Origin of the sequence: Terrabacter sp. Soil811 (genome assembly GCF_001429655.1) — a bacterium.
GTDB lineage: Bacteria > Actinomycetota > Actinomycetes > Actinomycetales > Dermatophilaceae > Terrabacter.
The window spans coordinates 406608-423085 of record NZ_LMSX01000008.1; the positions used below are offsets into that span (position 1 = coordinate 406608).

A 16478-nucleotide genomic window follows, 5' to 3' on the forward strand; every position below is an offset into this window, starting at 1 on the left:
CCCCGACCGCCGTGGAAGGGGAGAGCGATGAGCGCCGCAGTCAGCTCGACGAACGAGTCGACCCACGAGTCGACCGACGAGACGATGGACCCCGGCATCGTCGTGGGCTACGACGGGTCACCGGGAGCACGCCTCGCCCTCGACTGGGCCGTCGAGACCGCGAAGCGAGACGACCGCCAGCTGACGCTGCTGCACTGCGTCGGGCTGACGATGACGCCGACCTTCCGCGCCTACGACCCCGGGGTCCAGGCGCACGCGTACGACGAGATGTCGCGAGGCGTCCTGGCGGAGGCCATCGACATCGCCACGAAGACACTGGACCGCAAGGACGTCCACCCGCTGAGCGTCATCGGCGGCGCCGCCGCCGAGCTCGTCGGCATCTCAACCCGGGCCGACCTCGTCGTCACCGGGTCACGCGGTCACGGGGCAGTCTCCGGTGGCCTGCTGGGCTCGACGGCGTATGCCGTCACGGCCCACGCCCACTGCCCCGCGGTCGTGGTCCGTGGGTCCTCCGTGATCCACGCGGGTCCGTCGCACCCTGTCGTCGTCGCCTTCGACGACTCCAAGAAGTCCCAGAAGGCGCTCGAGACCGCCGTGCAGATCGCCACGGCCGCGGAGGCGTCGCTGCACATCGTCGCCGTCGACAACGTGGGTGGCCTCGAGGCCTGGCCGGAGACCGACACGATCCTGGGTCGCGAGGAGATGATCGACCAGATGCACCTCCACGTCGGCCAGCTGCTGCGCGACGTCGCGGAGGACGCACGACGCGCTCACCCAGGGCTCGACGTGCAGACCACCGTCCTCGGTGGCGGAGCCGGTGCAGCAGTCGCCGCCTACGCCGTGGACGTGAGGGCCGGCCTCATCGTCATGGGGTCTCGCGGTCACGGGGGCTTCACCGGAATGCTGCTCGGCTCGGTCAGCCACCGGGTCGTCCACGACGCGCCGTGCCCCGTCATGGTGATCCGCTGACGCGGCCGATGACTCGACGTCACTGGTGGTCAAGGGAACTCGCATCCAGGATGTCGGACCGGCCTGCGGCCAGATCGTCGTGGGCTACGACGGGTCCCCGGCCTCGCAGTGTGCCCTGGTCTGGGCCGCGGCGGTCTCCCGCGCTCTCGACGACAGTCTGAAGATCGTCCATGCCGTCGAGCTCGACCTGGTGCCGAGCAGGCGCGGCTACGCGTTGCGCCCGCTGAGCCCCTCGCTGGAGATGGTGGCCCAGACGATCGTCGGCGGTCCGTCGACCTGGCCCGGCCCAGCGCTTGCCCGAGGGCGGGTGCGTGCAGTCCATGCCGTCGGTGGGCCGGCCCCCGCGCTGGTCGATGCCTCGATGTCCGCCGAGCTCGTCGTGCTGGGGACCCGCGGCCGGGGACGTGCCCGCACCGCGCTCATCGGCTCCGTCTCCTTCGCGGTCGTCGCCCATGCGTACTGCCCCGTCGTCGTCCTGCACGACCTCGTCCGCTTCTCGTCCGACGCGAGCGGTGACGCGCGGGTCCCGGGTCCGGGCGGCGAGGTCGTCTGCGCCATCGCCGGCGGGGACGGGGAGGAGCACGCTGCGCGCGTGGAGCGGATCGTGTCCGCCGCGTCCCGCATCGCTGTCGCCTGCAGTGCGTCGCTGCGGCTCGTCACCGTCACACGTGGAGGCGTCAGTGACGCTGCGAGACAGAGGATTCCGTATGCCGTCGCCTCCCTGACCTCACGGCACCCGGCGCTCGTGGTCACCGTCGAGATCCTCACCGGCGACCCCGTCACGGTACTGGCGGAGGCCACGCGGCATTCCGGACTGCTCGTCGTCGGTGCGCCACTCCGAGGTGGGGCCACTGCCGTGCTGTCCGGGCAGGCTTCCTACCGGCTCATCCGCGACGCGACCTGCCCGGTCATGCTCGTGCCCTGATGGGATGCGTCATCCGCCAATGCCGGTCAGGTGCTCGGCCGAGCGGGCAGAGCCTTCGCGAGCTCTTCGGCCAACCGCGTCACCTTCTTCTCGGCCGCAGCTTCGACAGCCCGGGCCTTGGCATGGCTCGCCCCTTGGGGGTAGGTGAAACGGAGAGAGATCATGAACGGCTGCCGCGCGCGTGTGCCGGCCCGCCATCCGTCGAGCCTCGTGTTCACGGGAATCCAGGCGGAGACCTCGCCCGGGGTCATGTCGACCCGCGCCCCGGTGGTTCCGTTGGCCGCGAATCGGCGGTCGACTGAGCCCCCTGTCCTGACCATCAGGTCTGGGCTCTGAAAGGCGTATCGCGGCTTTGCCAGCCACCACGAACAGGTGTCCTCGTCGGGCGTCGGAACCACCAGCGCCGACTGTGCCGCCGTCACCTTCTGGACTGTGATCCGGCCCAAGGACTGACAAGCCTTGGCGGGACTGGGTGCGTCCAGCGGGTAGGACCCCGTGGCAGCAGGGGAGACGACGGACCCGAGCTGAGCTCCGAGGTTGCTGAAGAGGTGCGGACCCACGTGGCTGAACGCCCACAGGGCAACCAGGCCGACGAGCGCGGAGACCACCGATCCGCGGCGGCGCGGCCGACGTCGAGCACGTCCGCGGTGTCGCGGTCGGGAGGTGTCGCGGACCATGACCGGTGACGGCGTCCGACGAGCCGTCGATCGTTCGGCCCCGAGGACGTCGGCGACCGTCAGCACGTCCGGGTCTGTGCCCGCAGGTTCCGTCGATGCCGACGGATAGGCGTGGGCGACTCTGCGGGACAGCAGGTCCGTGCCCTCGGGCCCGGGGGCCTGGGGTTGGTCGAGGAGCCAGGCAGCGAGGCCGTCGAAGGGGATGATCTCGACCCCTCGCACGCGCTGTCTCGGAAAGGACGTGGAGTGCCCACCCGCCAGGGCGATGACGGGGACGACGGGAAGGCCGAGCGTCTTCTCCATCTCACCGGCGAAGCGCGCCACGGCGTCGAGCTCGCGTCCCTTGGGTGAGCTGCTGCTCGTGTGTTGCCACAGGTTCCCGTCGTGGACGCTGGTGCCACCGGCCCAGTTCTTCGTGTCGACGAGGTAGAGGCCCGACGGTCCGATGACGATGTGGTCGAGGTTCGTCCGGGTGCGTCCCGGACGCAGGAGACGGTCGTGGTGGACGTGCCACCCGGGCGGCAGGACGTCCAGTGCGGCAGCCACTCGACGCTCGCCGTCGGCACCGGCTGACCAGGCTCCGGCCTGCGCCTCGAGAGCGTCCGCGTGGGCGCGCGCCTGCGCGGCCTGATTCCTGAGTTCATCGGCGCGCGACTGCGCCGACCCACCTGCTGCCATGCGAGCCCCCTGGGCCCCTGTCGCCGGTGACTCTAGGCACGGCGTGGTGGGTCCCGGGCCCGAATCGGTGCAACTCGCAGAGAATTCGGGTCCCGGGACCGGGCCACACGGCATACGGCCTCGTGAGAGGCGACGAAGGCGTCAGCCCGAGGGCGGGCGCTGGAAGCCGGGGCGCCCGGCGGTGCCGGCGGCGCGTTCGACCGAGCGGCCGAAGCTGCTGGCGGCCGCCCCGAGCGTGCTCGACCCGCGGTCGCCGAGCGCGGGTGGCACGACGACGACAGGGCAGTGCGCTGCGCGCACGAGACGGCTGCCGAGCCAGCGCGCGCCGACCTCGGTCGAGTGACCGGCGTCGATGACGACGAGGTCTGCGCCGCGGCTCTCCTCGACGAGGACGGCGCGACGCTTGCCCGCCACGACGCGCGTCTCGACGAGGTGGTCGCGGCCGAGGACGTGCGCGACGTCCTCGGCCAGGCGTGACTGCTCCGCAGACAGGGCGCTGTCGTCGGAGACGACCGACGGCACGCGGCCGCCGGTCGCCGTCTCGGGTGCGTGCGGGCGGAAGGCCCGGACGGCCACGACGCGTCCACCGCGCGCCGAGGCCTGCTCGACGGCCCAGCGAAGGGCACCGGGGGAGCCGCTCGTCGGGCTCACGCCGACGACGATCGTGGGCTGGCGCCCCAGGTCCGCGACGTTCATGCCGCGGCCCCCGACTCCTCCGAGACCTTGCTCAGCGGGTCGGCGACGTCCTCGAGGGACTTCTGCTCCGCGTCGATCCCGATCGCCAGGGCCACGGCTCCGCCGATGATCATGATCACCGCACCGGCGACGTAGCCCCACGTGAGCGGGCCGCGGTCCTTGCCCTCGCCGATGAGGGCGCCGTAGAGCACGGGCGCGACGGCGCCGGCGCACTGGGCGACGACGAAGAAGTAGCTGATCGCCTGGCCGCGCACCTCGAGCGGGAAGATCTCGCTCACGGTGAGGTAGGCCGCGGACGCTCCGGCCGACGCGAAGAAGAACGACACGCACCAGAAGATCGTGTGCGTCGTCGCGGTGAGGATCTCGGCATGGAAGGCCCAGGCCGACACGAGCAGGACGAGCCCCGCGATCGTGTAGGTGCTGAAGATCATCTTGCGACGCCCGATGGTGTCGAAGAGATGACCGAGCAGCAGCGGCCCGAGGAGGTTGCCGGCCGCGAACGGCAGGAAGTAGAGCGACGTCTGGGCCTTGCTGATGCCGTAGAAGTTCGTCAGGACCAGGGCATAGGTGAAGAAGATCGCGTTGTAGAGGAAGCTCTGCGTGACCATCATCGTCAGGCCGAGAACTGTGCGCCGCCCGTACCGCCGGACGAAGACGTCCCACAGCACCTTCGGCCCCATGCGGTCCTCGGCCTTGACGAGAATCGCCTTGCTGTCGTCGACCTCCGGGATCTCGCCGCCCTCGCGACGCACCCGCTCCTCGATCTCGTCGACCGTGCGCTCGGCCTCCTCCGCGCGACCGTGGGTGAGCAGCCAGCGCGGGCTCTCCGGGATGTGCCGGCGCAGCCAGATGATCGACAGGCCGAGGATCGGGCCGATGAAGAACGCCAGGCGCCAGCCGACGTTCTCGGCGACGTTGTCGGGGTTGAGCAGGTAGAGGTTCGCGAGCGCCCCGAAGAACGCGCCGAACCAGTACGTCCCGTTGATCGCGATGTCGACGCGACCGCGGAAGCGCGCGGGGATCAGCTCGTCGATGGCCGAGTTGATCGCGGTGTACTCACCACCGATGCCCATGCCGGCGACGAACCGGCAGACCCACAGGAACCACATGTTCGGTGAGAGGCCGGCCAGGCCCGATCCGATCAGGTAGATGACCAGGGTGATGATGAACAGCTTGCGGCGCCCGAGCCGGTCAGTGAGGCGACCGAACGTCAGCGCTCCGACCACCTGGCCGACGAGGTAGACCGTGCCCGTCAGCCCCACCTGCGTGGCGGACATGCCGAGCGTCTTCTGGAAGCCCGACTCGGACACGATCTGGATCTCGAGTCCGTCGAGGATCCACGACACCCCGAGCCCGAGAACGACCGACCAGTGGAACTTCGTCCACGGGAGCCGGTCCATGCGGGCGGGCACCAGACTCCTGATGGCACCGTCCGTGCGTTGTGCGACAGCCTCGCTCATCCCCATCTCCTTCGATCCGAATCGCTGTGAACCGTCGGGTCAGGGCGCGCGGCGCCGCGTCCTCACCGCCGGAGTCCGTACCCCGTGGCCCGGCACGACGAACGTGCTTCGTGACGGTTTGCCCCGGTGCCCTCCCGAGTGCGTATGCCGTCGGGTGGTCCCACGCCGTCCCGCTGGGTACGTCAGATGACGGGGGCACAGTCGCCCTCCCTCGACAGCGCAGGAGGAACGACATGCCGGCCAGGAAGCCAACGCGCGGAAGCACGGACCTGCCCTCGACCCTCGAGCGGTCGTCGAAGAAGGCGCAGGAGACGTGGCTCGCGACGCATGACGCCGCGGTCGAGCAGTACGGCGAGGGCGAGCGAGCCCACCGCACGGCGTTCGCCTCGCTCAAGCACTCCTTCCATAAGGTCGGCGACCACTGGGAGGAGAAGGCCGAGAAGGGACCGAGCGACCGCCAGGCCGAACGCCGCGGTGCCGAGGCCAGGGCCCACCGCGACGACGGGGACTCGGCCGGCGGGGTCGACGCCAACGCCTCGAAGCAGCACCTCTACGACATCGCCAAGCGCCTCCAGGTGTCGGGGCGCTCCACCATGAGCAAGGCCGAGCTCGTAGAGGCGATCCAGCGCGCCAACGACCGCGCCACGGCCGCCGCGCGGGACTCGACCTGAGGAGTCCTCGACTCGAGTCCTCCACTCGCACGGGAGAATTCGCTCGCGGACACCGCAAACGCCCGAATCGTTCCCAGCGATCGTCGAGCGGACTCTCAGGCTCCTGAGAAGGCCGGTGCCGACGACCCGACAGCCCTAGCGTGGACAACTGGGCCGCCACAGGAGTCGGCCCGGAGCGGTGGGACGCACACGCCGCCACCGCGGAGGAGAGCACCATGTCCGTGTCACGAAGGGGTGGATCTCGGGGGACTGCAGTACTCGGGGCGGTCGCGGTCGTCGCGGCCGCCGCACTCGCGACCGGGGTGGCGTCGGCCGACGCCTCCACGACCGGCGCGAGCTCGACCTATCTGGTCGTCTACAAGGAGAAGACCTCCACGAGCGGCGCGGGCAGCGCCGTCGCCGCAGCGGGCGGTCAGGTCGTCGCGACCTACGCCCCCATCAGCGTCGTCGTCGCGCGGTCGGCCAGCCCCGACTTCGCCGCGAAGATGCGTCGGGTCACGGGTGTCGAGGGTGCCGTCGCCACGACGAGGTTCGCCACCGCCGTCGACGGCGGAGCGGTCCCGGCCGACACCGCAGCCGCGACCACGACCCAGACCACCGCGAACGGGGCAGCACTCCCGGGCCTCAACGACTCGCTGTCGGGGCTGCAGTGGGACATGACCCAGATCAAGGTCGGTGAGGCACACGCCATCAGCACCGGTGACCCCTCGATCCTCGTGGGAGACATCGACACCGGCCTCGACTACACGCACCCGGACCTCGCGGCGAACGTCGACTCCGGCGCGAGCGCCAACTGCGTCAGCGGAGTGGCAGAGCCCGGCGCGGCGGCGGCTGCCGACGACAACGGTCACGGCACGCACACGGCCGGCACGATCGCCGCCGCCGCGAACGGCATCGGCATCGTCGGGGTGGCACCGAACGTGAAGATCGCCGGCATCAAGGCCGGCAACGCCGCCGGCTTCTTCTTCCCCGAGGCCGTCGTCTGCTCGTTCATGTGGGCGGCCGACCACGGCGTCGACGTGACGAACAACAGCTACTTCGCCGACCCGTGGCTCTTCAACTGCCGCAACGACGCCGAGCAGCGGGCCATCTGGACCGCCGAGCGTCGCGCCATCAAGTACGCACAGAACAAGGGTGTGCTCGTCGTCGCGGCCGCGGGCAACCAGGCCGACGACCTGTCGCACCCGACCCTGGACGCGACGAGTCCCGACGACACGAACCCGGTGCTGCGGACGATCAGCAACGCGTGTGCCGTCGTCCCGACCGAGGTGCCGGGCGTCGTGGGCGTCAGCGCCACGGGCAACCAGCAGATGAAGTCGTTCTACTCGTCCTACGGCATTTCGGCGGTCGACGTCGCGGCGCCGGGCGGCGACTCCATCCTGCAGCTGACGCCCGCCGCTCCCAACGGCCGGGTGCTCTCGACCTGGCCCGCGGCGCTCCTCACGGTGACGTGCCTGCCGGCACGCCGACTCGTCGATGCGAGTGGCGCGACGTACTGCTACCAGCAGGGCACGTCGATGGCCTCCCCGCACGCCGCGGGCGTGGCGGCGCTCATCGCCAGTGTCACCGGCGACACCGGTGGTGCGCTCGCAGCCGATCTGCAGCGTGCGACGAACCCGATCGCGTGCCCCGCGGACGTCTCGCCGTACGCCTTCTTCCCGGGCGTCGACGACGGTGCCGCACAGCGGTGCCAAGGCGGCCGCGGCCAGAACGGCTGGTTCGGCTCTGGGGAGGTGGACGCGCTCAAGGCCGTCGGCTGACCCACCACGCAGTCCGCCGGGCCGGGTCGCTCGACCCGGCTCGGCGGCATACGCCATCGGGGACGCCTGCCCTGTCTGAGTGGTCACAAAGGACCTGCGGCGTCCGGGCCCGGCGGGACGATGGAGGTGGACGGAGCAGAGGCCCGGCCATGTGAACGAGAGAAGGGGAGCACCATGAACGGCCAGGTGGGGACCACGAACGGGATCGTCGTCGCCTACGACGGTTCGGCATCATCACAGCTCGCGCTCGAGTGGGCCGCGGAGACGGCTCGGCAGCAGGGCAAGCACCTGACCCTGGTGCACAACGTCAACCTGGCCGCCACCCCCGCCTTCCCGGCGATGGACCTCTCCGAGATCGAGCCCTCGCTCGAGCACGCCGCCAAGGCGATCGTCGACGAGGGTGCGGTCCGCGCCGGCGCCACGCTCGACGCCTCCCAGGTGACGACGCAGTACTGGCTCGGCAGCCCCGCCGCCCAGCTCGTCGAGATGTCGAAGGACGCCGCCCTGGTCGTCGTCGGCAGTCGCGGGCGCGGGCGCATCCTGGCCGGGCTGCTCGGCTCGACGTCGTATGCCGTCGCCGCGCACGCGCACTGCCCCGTCGTCGTCGTGCGCGGACCGGAGGGCAAGACCCCCGACGACGTGCCGATGCCGCCCCGTCCCGGGCGCGGGCACGACGTCGTCGTCGGCATCGACGACTCGGACGCCGCGATGCGGGCCGTCGACGCGGCCGTCGAGGTCGCCGAGCGCGAGGGGGCCGTGCTGCACATCGTGCGCGTCGCGCACTCGCCGTCGATGGAGGCCTGGACGTACGTCGAGACCGCCAAGGGCGGGACGGAGGAGACACACGCGATCCGCGACAACGCCGAGCAGTCCGTGCTGCGCGCGGCCGAGCGCGTGCGGGCGCTGCACCCGAAGGTCATCGTCACGACGGAGGTGCTCTACGGAGACCCTGGCCAGTCCCTCGCCGACCTGGGCGCGACGGCAGGGATGATCGTCGTCGGCTCACGGGGGCACGGCGGGTTCACGGGCATGCTGCTCGGGTCGGTCAGCCACCGCGCCATCCACGACGCGGCCTGCCCCGTCATGGTCGTCCGCTGAGCGACGGCGTCGAGCGTCGGCGACGGCGTCGTCGGCGCCTGACCTCTCGGCCCGGGCGCCGGGCTCAGGCGTCGAGGGCCTGCGCGAAGCGGCCGAGGGCGTCGTCCCAGCGGGACTTGTCGCCGGCGCCGTCCTCGGCGATGCCCTGACCCTCGTGGTAGAGGTCGACGCGCGTGCCGTCACCGTCCGGTTTGAGCTGCAGGTCGACGATGCTGAGCGGGCCGTCCGCATGGGGGTGCCACGACACGCGTACCTGTTCCATCGGGTGGTAGCTGCGCACGACGCCATGGGGACCGTCGGAGCTGTGCCACGACTCGCCCTTGTTGCCGAGCGTGACGCCGGGGCCGAGGAGCGCCTCGGTGCCGCGGGCGCTGATGAGGTGCTGCCACACCCGGTCGACGGGCGCGCCGACGGTCAGGCTCGAGTGCACGCCCGCGGGAGATCCTTCGAGCTCGGCATCCTCCGCGTTCTCGGGGATCGACTGCGTTGAACTGCTCATGGGCACCTCCGGGTCGTACGGACCGGCCCCCTGATGGGGCCGGACCCACCACAGACAGTCGACCAAAGACTGGCCCGGAAGACAATGGGTGAAGGCCCCCTCTTCGGTCCGCATCGGGCCTAGCCTCGGGAGCATGATCGACCACTTCGGCGTCAACTGCTCCGACCTCGAGGCCAGCGCCCGCTTCTACGACGCGGTGCTCGGCGTCCTCGGCTACACCCGGCAGATGGACGTCGGCGTGGCCATCGGCTACGGCACCGAGGGTCACCCGGACTTCTGGATCAGCCGATGGCAGGGGACCGAGCCCAACCGCGAGATGCACTGCGCGTTCCAGGCCGACGGCGTCGACGCGGTGCGGGCCTTCCACGCCACGGCACTCGCGCTCGGTGCCGAGTCGCTGCACGAGCCGCGCCTGTGGCCGGAGTACCACCCCGGCTACTACGGCGCCTTCGTGCGCGACCCCGACGGCAACAACGTCGAGGCCGTCTTCCACCGCGCGGGTCCCGACGCCTGAGGCGCCGTCGCCGCGCGGTCAGCCGGTGAAACCGGCGCGCCGCAGGGCGTCGGCCATGGCGCCGTCGGCAGGAGCCTCTTTGCGGGGGCGGTTGCCCTGGCCCGTCCGGCTCTGACCACGGCCCTGGCCGCCGCGGCCCTGACCACCGCGCTGCTGGCCTCCCTGCCCCTGACCCGTTCGCTCCTTCGGGGCGCCGGGGGTCACCTCGTCGTCGAGGCGCAGGGTCAGCGAGATCCGCTTGCGGGGCACGTCGACCTCGAGGACCTTGACCATGACGACGTCGCCGGACTTCACGACGTCGTGCGGGTCGCGCACGAAGCTCTTGGAGAGCGCCGAGACGTGGGCCAGGCCGTCCTGGTGGACGCCGATGTCGATGAACGCACCGAAAGCCGCGACGTTGGTCACGACGCCCTCGAGCGTCATCCCCGGCTTGAGGTGCTTGATCTCCTCGACGCCGTCCTTGAAGGTCGCCGTCTTGAAGGTCGGTCGCGGGTCGCGCCCGGGCTTGTCGAGCTCGCTGATGATGTCGGTGACGGTCGGCAGGCCGAAGCTGTCGTCGACGTAGTCGGCGGGCCGGATCGACTGCAGCGCAACGGTGTTGCCGATGAGCGAGGTCAGCTTCTGCCCGGTCGACTCGAGCATGCGCCGGACGACGGGGTAGGCCTCGGGGTGCACGGCCGACGCGTCCAGCGGGTCGTCGCCGCCCGGGATCCGGAGGAAGCCGGCCGCCTGCTCGAACGCCTTCGGCCCGAGGCGCGGCACGTCCTTGAGGGCCCTGCGCGTGCGGAACGGTCCGGTCGCGTCGCGGTGCGCGACGATGCTCTCGGCGAGTCCGGGGGTGATGCCCGAGACGCGGGTGAGCAGGGGAGCCGACGCCGTGTTGACGTCGACGCCGACGGCGTTGACGCAGTCCTCGACGACCGCGTCGAGCGAGCGCGAGAGGGCCGTCTGGCTGATGTCGTGCTGGTACTGACCGACGCCGATCGACTTCGGGTCGATCTTGACGAGCTCGGCGAGGGGGTCCTGCAGGCGCCGCGCGATCGACACGGCGCCGCGCAGCGACACGTCCATGCCGGGCAGCTCCTGCGACGCGAAGGCCGACGCGGAGTAGACCGAGGCGCCGGCCTCGGAGACGACGGCCGACGTCAGCTTCAGCTCGGGGTGCGCCTTGATGAGGTCCGCGGCGAGGCGATCGGTCTCGCGCGACGCGGTGCCGTTGCCGATGGCGATGAGGTCGACCGAGTGTTCCTTCGCAAGCCGTGCGAGGGTCGCGAGCGAGCGGTCCCACTGGTGCTGCGGGACGTGCGGATAGATCACCTCGGTCGCGACGACGCGGCCGGTCCCGTCGACGACGGCGACCTTGACGCCGGTGCGAAGGCCCGGGTCGAGACCCATCGTGGCCCGCGCACCGGCGGGGGCAGCGAGCAGCAGGTCGCGCAGGTTGGCCGCGAAGACGCGTACGGCCTCCTCCTCGGCCGCTCGGCGCAGCTGCATCCGGGCGTCGATGCCGAGGTGGACGAGGATCTTCGTGCGCCAAGCCCAACGGACGGTGTCGGCGAGCCACTGGTCGGCGGGTCGCCCGGTGTTCTCGATGCCGAAGCGCCGAGCGATGGCGCGTTCGTATGCCGTCGGGCCGGGCGGCTGCTCGGCCGCCGGGTCCTCGGGGTTGATCTCGAGCGAGAGGACGTCCTCCTTCTCGCCGCGGAAGAGGGCGAGGATGCGGTGCGAGGGCAGCTTGGCGAGGGGCTCGGCGAAGTCGAAGTAGTCGGAGAACTTCGCGCCCTCCTCCTCTTTGCCGGAGCGGACACGCGAACCGACGTGTCCCTGCTTCCAGACGCGCTCGCGCAGGTCACCGATGAGGTCTGCGTCCTCGGCGAAGCGCTCGACGAGGATCGCGCGGGCGCCGTCGAGAGCGGCGGCGGCGTCGGCGACCTCACGGTCGGCGTCGACGAAACGCGTTGCAGCGGTGGCGGGGTCGGTGCCGGGGTCGCCGAGCAGCAGCTCGGCGAGGGGCTCGAGTCCTGCCTCGCGGGCGATCTGCGCCTTGGTGCGGCGCTTCGGCTTGAACGGGAGGTAGATGTCCTCGAGGCGCGCCTTGGTCTCCGCGGCGAGGATCTGCGCGCGCAGGGTGTCGTCGAGCTTGCCCTGCTCCGCGACGGAGGCGAGCACGGCAGCGCGTCGCTCCTCGAGCTCGCGGAGGTAGCCGAGACGCTCCTCGAGCGTGCGCAGCTGGGCGTCGTCGAGGCCGCCCGTGACCTCCTTGCGGTAGCGCGCGACGAAGGGCACCGTCGAGCCGCCGTCGAGCAGGCCCACGGCCGCGGCCACCTGTCCGTCGCGGACACCGAGCTCCTCTGCGATGCGACGTTCGATGGACGGCACCTTCACCTGCACGCTCACGGGGGCTGAACTCCTAGACGTCGACGACACACCGGGGTCACGCATTCTGCCGTGCGAGCCCGATCGCCCCTCGGGCGGGCCTCATGGACGACCCTGCTCGTGTCGAGGTGCGGGGGTGGCAGTCGCTCCTCGTTCTTTCTCGGGGATGGGCCATCGCGGCGCTGCCGAGCCGTCCCGGTGGCGCTCGTACCAGTCGACGGCGCGGAGCACCCCGAGGTCGTCGAAGCGTCGCCCGGAGACCTGCAGGCCGATGGTGCGCCCGTCCGCGGTGAAACCGCAGTTCACCGATGCCGCGGGCTGACCGGACATGTTGTAGGGCACGGTGAAGCCGATGTGCGCCATGCCTTCGTCGTCGTCGCCCCACGGCATCGGCCACGCTGCCGGAAACGCCGTCATCGGTGCGACGGGGGAGAGCACGAGGTCGAAAGGCTCGGTGGCGGCGATCGTGGCCTGCTGGAGGGACATGATGCTCGCGTAGTCGCGCATGACGGACGGCCCGTCGACGTCGCGTACGGCGAGCACCCACCGCCGGATGAACGGGAGCACCCGCTCGCGGGCCTCCGGTGTCAGGGCGTCGAAGTCGGTGAGCGAACGCATCCGCCAGAACTCGTCGAGATCCCGCAGCATCCTCGGCGCCATGAACGGGGCCAGGGGCACCACCTCCGCCCCGGAGCCGGCGAAGAGCGCGGCGGCAGCCTCGACCGCGTGCGCCACGACGGGGTCGACCGGCAGCCCGCACCCGGCATCGAGCAGCAGACCGATGCGCAGACGGGAGACGTCGAGGGGGTCTTGGGGCAGCACGGCGGCGAGGTCGGCGGGCGGGAGGCTCGTCCAGTCCCGCGGGTCGGGGCGGCTGATCACCGACAACAACAGCGCCGCGTCTGCGGCCGACCGCACGAGGGGGCCGGCCACTCGGCCGAGGTACGGGGCGTCGAGGGGGACGCGTCCGGCGCTCGGCTTGAGGGTCGTCAGGCCGAGCCAGGTGCCCGGCAGACGGATCGAGCCGCCGATGTCGGTGCCGACGTGCAGCGGCCCGTAGCCGCCAGCGGCGGCGGCACCGGCGCCCGAGCTCGAGCCCCCCGTCGTCAGGGAGGGGTCCCACGGCGAACGGGTGATGCCGTGCAGGCTCGAGACGCCCGAGCTGAGCATGCCCCAGTCGGGCATCACCGTGGAGCCGAGCACGACGCCGCCGGACTCCTCGATCCGCTCGACGACCGGGCTGCTCCGGGTCGGGACGACGGGCTCGACGCCGGCGTTGCCGAAGGGCATCGGGACGCCGGCGCGACCGAGGTTCTCCTTGATCGTCACCGGCACGCCGTCGATCGGCCCCGCGGGTGCACTCCTGCGCCAACGGGCCTCACTGTCGCGGGCGGCAACCTCGGCACCCTCGAGGTCGAGCCGCCAGAAGGCGTTGAGCAGAGGCTCCCGGGTCTCGATGACGTCGGCGACGTCGTGCAGCACGTCGACGGGAGAGAGGTCGCCCGAGGCGTACGCAGCGACGAGCTCGGTGGCGGTGAGGCTGGCCGGTCGGCCAGACGTGTGCGGCATGGACGTCCTTCCGCGGCGGTCGACCTCGCGCCGCCCGCTGGCGAGGAGATCGTGGCATCGGCCCTGGTGCCAGAACGCTACCTCTCGCGGTGAGGCGTCGTCGGGGCGTGTGGACAACGCCGGTCGACTGTCACCGGTGGCGGCCATGCTCTTGGCATGCGCTTCGACGAGCTTCCGCGAGACTGGGCCCAGCGACCGATCACCGACCCCGACGTCTTCGAGGGGGTGGTCGACCTCATCGTCACCGAGCAGACGAGGTGCGACGGAGCGACCTACCTGCTGTTCATGCACGACAACGGGCGGCTGCTCCAGCCGATCTGCCTGCCCGACGAGCCGCGGCGCGTCGATGTCGGCCAGGTCCTCGAGGGCGTCGGGCTGCTCCTCTCCGAGATGGCGCGGCATGACGTGCACGACGTCGTCATGGTGATCGCGCGGCCCGGCCGGGCGGCGCCCACCCCTCGTGATCGTGACCTGCGGGCGGCGTTCGAAGACGCCTGCCGCACGACTGGGTTCACCCTGCACGCTGTTGCGATCGCGGCCCCGGACGCCGTTGCGGCGCTGACGGCGGAGGGTGGCTGCGCCGCGGCCTGAGACGGACCGTCGGGGAACCGCGGAGTGGGTATTGACGCTGTGGCGTTCCCTGCGTCCTCGGGGGTGGGCGGGGTAGCGTCGTCGCGACCGCGCGACGCAACCCGTGGAGGACCGATGTCCCAGCAGGCCCACAGCAGTGGGAAGACCGTGACCCGTTCGTACCGGACCGGGGTCGGTGGCGCGTGGTGGACGGCCCTCGTCGTCGTGACCGTGCTGCTCGGCTTCCTCGGTCGCACCGACAGCGGCTTCTGGAGCGGTTTCCTGTGGAGCATCGTCGGGTTCGTCGTGGGCTCGCTCGTCGCCATCGCGGTGGCCGGTCGGCTCGTGCCGGCGCGGTCCGCGGACGAGGCGTTCGCGGATCTCGGCGGCTCGGGCGGTTGGGAGGGCGCGCGATGAAGTGGCTGCTCCTGATGCTGGCGTTCGTCCTCGGCGCTGCGATCACGTGGTTCCTCACCGTCAAGCACGCGAGCCGCACGGTGCAGGAGGGTGCTGGCGCCGCCGCAGAGCTGTCGGCGCCCGAGCCCACCCCGGTGGTCTCCCCGAGCGAGCCCGTGGCAGGAGCCGCGGGCGTCGCCGGAGGGGCCGACCTCGCCGCCGCGGCCGGCGCGGGAGTCCTGGCCACCGAGCCCGCCGGAACGTCGCAGAGGTCGCACGACGAGGTCGACGTCGACGCGGCTGGATTCGGAGGGCCTCACACGCCGCTCTCGGAGTCTCGGAGCGCGGCGGAGTCGTGGGATCGCAATGCCGAGGACGAGGACGCGCTGCTGTCGAGGGCCTCGGAGGACGACGCCGACGACGCGCCCGTCGCAGAAGCGACTCCGAACGATGGCGCGGCCTCTGCCGTTGCACCGGTCGTCGACGCGACCCCGAACGATGGCGCGGCCTCTGCCGTTGCACCGGTCGTCGACGCGACCCCGAACGATGGCGCGGCCTCTGCCGTCGCACCGGTCGTCGACGCGACCCCGAACGGTGACCTGGCAGGCGTGGGTGAGCCCGAGGCTGTTGCGGCCCTCGAGGAGGAAGTCGAGGAGGATGACGCAGGTTCGTGGGCGGACGAGGTGCCTGATGTCGAGCCGAGCCAGGAGGACGACCTCGACGCGGACGTGTCGGTGGCGCGGGCGACCAACATCGTCCCCGTCGCCGACGCCACCCCGAGCGGCGACGTGGCCGGGGTCGCTGGACCGGGAGCACTGCCGACGCAGGGCGAGCTCACCTTTGACGAGCCGGATGACTCCGTCCCCCCGGAGGAGAAGCCCTGACCCGGCTCGCGCTCGTCACAGGACCCCGTGTGCACTGGACGGTGCCCCGGCAACGCTCGCTGCACACACCACCAGGTCATGACGGCTCGGCGCGACGTCAGTGGTTGACGAGCACACCCTTCGCCTCACGCACCGTCACCGTGGTGGAGGGGCCGGGCACGGTCACGGTTGAAGGGATCTCGTCCCACGTCGACCCGTCGAGGCTGAAGTCGGCCCCGAAGGTGGTGTCGACGCGAACGGGGTACTCGCCCTTGGCGCGGTAGACGTGCGTGACGTCGCCGTCCGGGTAGACACCTCCGGTCGAGGTGGTGGGGCCCGTGCTCGAGCCGTCGCCGAACACGTAGGTGAACCCGACCAGCTTCGGACGAATCTGGACCGGGATGCCCCGCAGGACCGACCGGTCGACCTCGCCGGGCTGGAAGCCGTGCGACGTCCAGTTGACCTTGTAGAAGGTGCGGAGGTTGACGAGTGTCGTGTTGCCGGCCGGCTGGCTGGAGATCTGCGGCTTCGACCAAGGCGTCCTCATGAACGCCGCCTTGAGGTCAGCCATCGTCAACGTCGGCCGCGCCCCGGGTGCGACGTCGGACGCGCAGGTGAGGCCACGCGTGCGCCAGGGCTCGGTCACCTCGCCGGCCGTCATGGTGCGGCGCCAGATCCGAAGTAGGGGACCGAGCTCGCCTTCAGGGCAGTCGCGCAGCGCGTGAGCGCACGAGACTTGCTCGGTTAGAGAGTCCGG

Annotated in this window: 16 protein-coding genes; 9 read left to right on the top strand and 7 right to left on the bottom strand. The window is 71.3% G+C overall.

Annotated features, from left to right (window positions below):
• Positions 1 to 27 precede the first annotated feature (27 nt).
• Complete coding sequence (locus tag ASH01_RS12400; protein WP_056776110.1) at positions 28 to 969, top strand: universal stress protein; 942 nt, start codon at positions 28 to 30, stop codon at positions 967 to 969.
• A 25-nt stretch (positions 970 to 994) separates the two neighbouring features.
• A complete protein-coding gene (locus tag ASH01_RS12405; protein WP_056776113.1) occupies positions 995 to 1894 on the top strand; it encodes a universal stress protein in 900 nt (299 codons plus the stop codon).
• Positions 1895 to 1920: 26 nt separating this feature from the next.
• Here the strand turns inward: ASH01_RS12405 and ASH01_RS12410 are convergent, their stop codons facing one another.
• The 3 genes from ASH01_RS12410 to ASH01_RS12420 all read right to left on the bottom strand — a co-directional run bounded on the left by ASH01_RS12410 (position 1921) and on the right by ASH01_RS12420 (position 5405).
• Entirely contained in the window at positions 1921 to 3249 is a 1329-nt protein-coding gene (locus ASH01_RS12410; protein WP_235509607.1) for a nuclease-related domain-containing protein, read from the bottom strand.
• A 141-nt stretch (positions 3250 to 3390) separates the two neighbouring features.
• Positions 3391 to 3945 carry a universal stress protein gene (locus ASH01_RS12415; protein WP_056776117.1) on the bottom strand — a complete coding sequence of 185 codons (555 nt, stop codon included), beginning with the start codon at positions 3943 to 3945 and terminating at the stop codon, positions 3391 to 3393.
• Positions 3942 to 5405, bottom strand: coding sequence for an MFS transporter (locus ASH01_RS12420; RefSeq protein ID WP_056776119.1), 1464 nt, complete (start codon positions 5403 to 5405; stop codon positions 3942 to 3944). The genes ASH01_RS12415 and ASH01_RS12420 overlap by 4 nt, the downstream gene beginning before the upstream one ends.
• Before the next feature lie 233 nt (positions 5406 to 5638).
• Between ASH01_RS12420 and ASH01_RS12425 the strand changes: the two genes are divergently transcribed.
• The 3 genes from ASH01_RS12425 to ASH01_RS12435 all read left to right on the top strand — a co-directional run bounded on the left by ASH01_RS12425 (position 5639) and on the right by ASH01_RS12435 (position 8934).
• Positions 5639 to 6076: a ChaB family protein gene (locus tag ASH01_RS12425; RefSeq protein WP_056776121.1), complete on the top strand. Its 438-nt coding sequence runs from the start codon at positions 5639 to 5641 to the stop codon at positions 6074 to 6076.
• Between the two features lie 215 nt (positions 6077 to 6291).
• Positions 6292 to 7836 carry a S8 family serine peptidase gene (locus ASH01_RS12430; RefSeq protein WP_082619891.1) on the top strand — a complete coding sequence of 515 codons (1545 nt, stop codon included), beginning with the start codon at positions 6292 to 6294 and terminating at the stop codon, positions 7834 to 7836.
• A 174-nt stretch (positions 7837 to 8010) separates the two neighbouring features.
• Positions 8011 to 8934, top strand: a complete 924-nt coding sequence (locus ASH01_RS12435) for a universal stress protein (RefSeq protein ID WP_056776126.1) — start codon at positions 8011 to 8013, stop codon at positions 8932 to 8934.
• A gap of 64 nt (positions 8935 to 8998) precedes the next feature.
• On the opposite strand, the gene ASH01_RS12440 is transcribed toward ASH01_RS12435, so the two are convergent.
• The gene (locus tag ASH01_RS12440; RefSeq protein WP_235508783.1) at positions 8999 to 9433 is read right to left on the bottom strand and encodes an SRPBCC family protein; all 435 of its coding nucleotides are present in this window, start codon (positions 9431 to 9433) and stop codon (positions 8999 to 9001) included.
• 133 nt (positions 9434 to 9566) lie between these two features.
• Here ASH01_RS12440 and ASH01_RS12445 point away from each other — a divergent pair, with 133 nt between their 5' ends.
• Positions 9567 to 9947, top strand: a complete 381-nt coding sequence (locus ASH01_RS12445) for a VOC family protein (protein WP_056776130.1) — start codon at positions 9567 to 9569, stop codon at positions 9945 to 9947.
• An 18-nt stretch (positions 9948 to 9965) separates the two neighbouring features.
• Here ASH01_RS12445 and ASH01_RS12450 read toward each other — a convergent pair whose 3' ends face one another.
• Positions 9966 to 12344 (bottom strand): Tex family protein, encoded by a 2379-nt coding sequence (locus ASH01_RS12450; protein WP_056776132.1) that lies wholly within the window; start codon positions 12342 to 12344, stop codon positions 9966 to 9968.
• An 81-nt stretch (positions 12345 to 12425) separates the two neighbouring features.
• Positions 12426 to 13892, bottom strand: coding sequence for an amidase (locus ASH01_RS12455; protein ID WP_056776136.1), 1467 nt, complete (start codon positions 13890 to 13892; stop codon positions 12426 to 12428).
• 156 nt (positions 13893 to 14048) lie between these two features.
• Here ASH01_RS12455 and ASH01_RS12460 point away from each other — a divergent pair, with 156 nt between their 5' ends.
• The 3 genes from ASH01_RS12460 to arfC all read left to right on the top strand — a co-directional run bounded on the left by ASH01_RS12460 (position 14049) and on the right by arfC (position 15742).
• On the top strand, positions 14049 to 14483 hold the full coding sequence (locus tag ASH01_RS12460) for a hypothetical protein (protein WP_056776140.1): 435 nt from the start codon (positions 14049 to 14051) through the stop codon (positions 14481 to 14483).
• A 114-nt stretch (positions 14484 to 14597) separates the two neighbouring features.
• Entirely contained in the window at positions 14598 to 14879 is a 282-nt protein-coding gene (gene arfB / locus ASH01_RS23435) for a channel accessory protein ArfB (protein WP_056776142.1), read from the top strand.
• Positions 14876 to 15742, top strand: a complete 867-nt coding sequence (arfC, locus tag ASH01_RS12470) for a channel accessory protein ArfC (protein WP_056776144.1) — start codon at positions 14876 to 14878, stop codon at positions 15740 to 15742. Before arfB ends, arfC begins: the two co-directional genes overlap by 4 nt.
• Positions 15743 to 15839: 97 nt before the next feature.
• On the opposite strand, the gene ASH01_RS12475 is transcribed toward arfC, so the two are convergent.
• Entirely contained in the window at positions 15840 to 16268 is a 429-nt protein-coding gene (locus ASH01_RS12475) for a PKD domain-containing protein (RefSeq protein ID WP_156415561.1), read from the bottom strand.
• Positions 16269 to 16478 lie beyond the last annotated feature (210 nt).

What these genes read in the sequence shown, in the direction of transcription:
- ASH01_RS12400 (WP_056776110.1), top strand. Translation starts at nt 28, where the DNA reads ATGAGCGCCGCAGTCAGCTCGACGAACGAGTCGACCCACGAGTCGACC.
- ASH01_RS12445 (WP_056776130.1), top strand. Translation starts at nt 9,567, where the DNA reads ATGATCGACCACTTCGGCGTCAACTGCTCCGACCTCGAGGCCAGCGCC.
- ASH01_RS12455 (WP_056776136.1), bottom strand. Translation starts at nt 13,892, where the DNA reads ATGCCGCACACGTCTGGCCGACCGGCCAGCCTCACCGCCACCGAGCTC.
- ASH01_RS12440 (WP_235508783.1), bottom strand. Translation starts at nt 9,433, where the DNA reads ATGAGCAGTTCAACGCAGTCGATCCCCGAGAACGCGGAGGATGCCGAG.
- ASH01_RS12435 (WP_056776126.1), top strand. Translation starts at nt 8,011, where the DNA reads ATGAACGGCCAGGTGGGGACCACGAACGGGATCGTCGTCGCCTACGAC.
- ASH01_RS12410 (WP_235509607.1), bottom strand. Translation starts at nt 3,249, where the DNA reads ATGGCAGCAGGTGGGTCGGCGCAGTCGCGCGCCGATGAACTCAGGAAT.
- ASH01_RS12425 (WP_056776121.1), top strand. Translation starts at nt 5,639, where the DNA reads ATGCCGGCCAGGAAGCCAACGCGCGGAAGCACGGACCTGCCCTCGACC.
- ASH01_RS12460 (WP_056776140.1), top strand. Translation starts at nt 14,049, where the DNA reads ATGCGCTTCGACGAGCTTCCGCGAGACTGGGCCCAGCGACCGATCACC.
- ASH01_RS12420 (WP_056776119.1), bottom strand. Translation starts at nt 5,405, where the DNA reads ATGAGCGAGGCTGTCGCACAACGCACGGACGGTGCCATCAGGAGTCTG.
- ASH01_RS12415 (WP_056776117.1), bottom strand. Translation starts at nt 3,945, where the DNA reads ATGAACGTCGCGGACCTGGGGCGCCAGCCCACGATCGTCGTCGGCGTG.
- ASH01_RS12430 (WP_082619891.1), top strand. Translation starts at nt 6,292, where the DNA reads ATGTCCGTGTCACGAAGGGGTGGATCTCGGGGGACTGCAGTACTCGGG.
- arfB (WP_056776142.1), top strand. Translation starts at nt 14,598, where the DNA reads ATGTCCCAGCAGGCCCACAGCAGTGGGAAGACCGTGACCCGTTCGTAC.
- arfC (WP_056776144.1), top strand. Translation starts at nt 14,876, where the DNA reads ATGAAGTGGCTGCTCCTGATGCTGGCGTTCGTCCTCGGCGCTGCGATC.
- ASH01_RS12475 (WP_156415561.1), bottom strand. Translation starts at nt 16,268, where the DNA reads ATGAGGACGCCTTGGTCGAAGCCGCAGATCTCCAGCCAGCCGGCCGGC.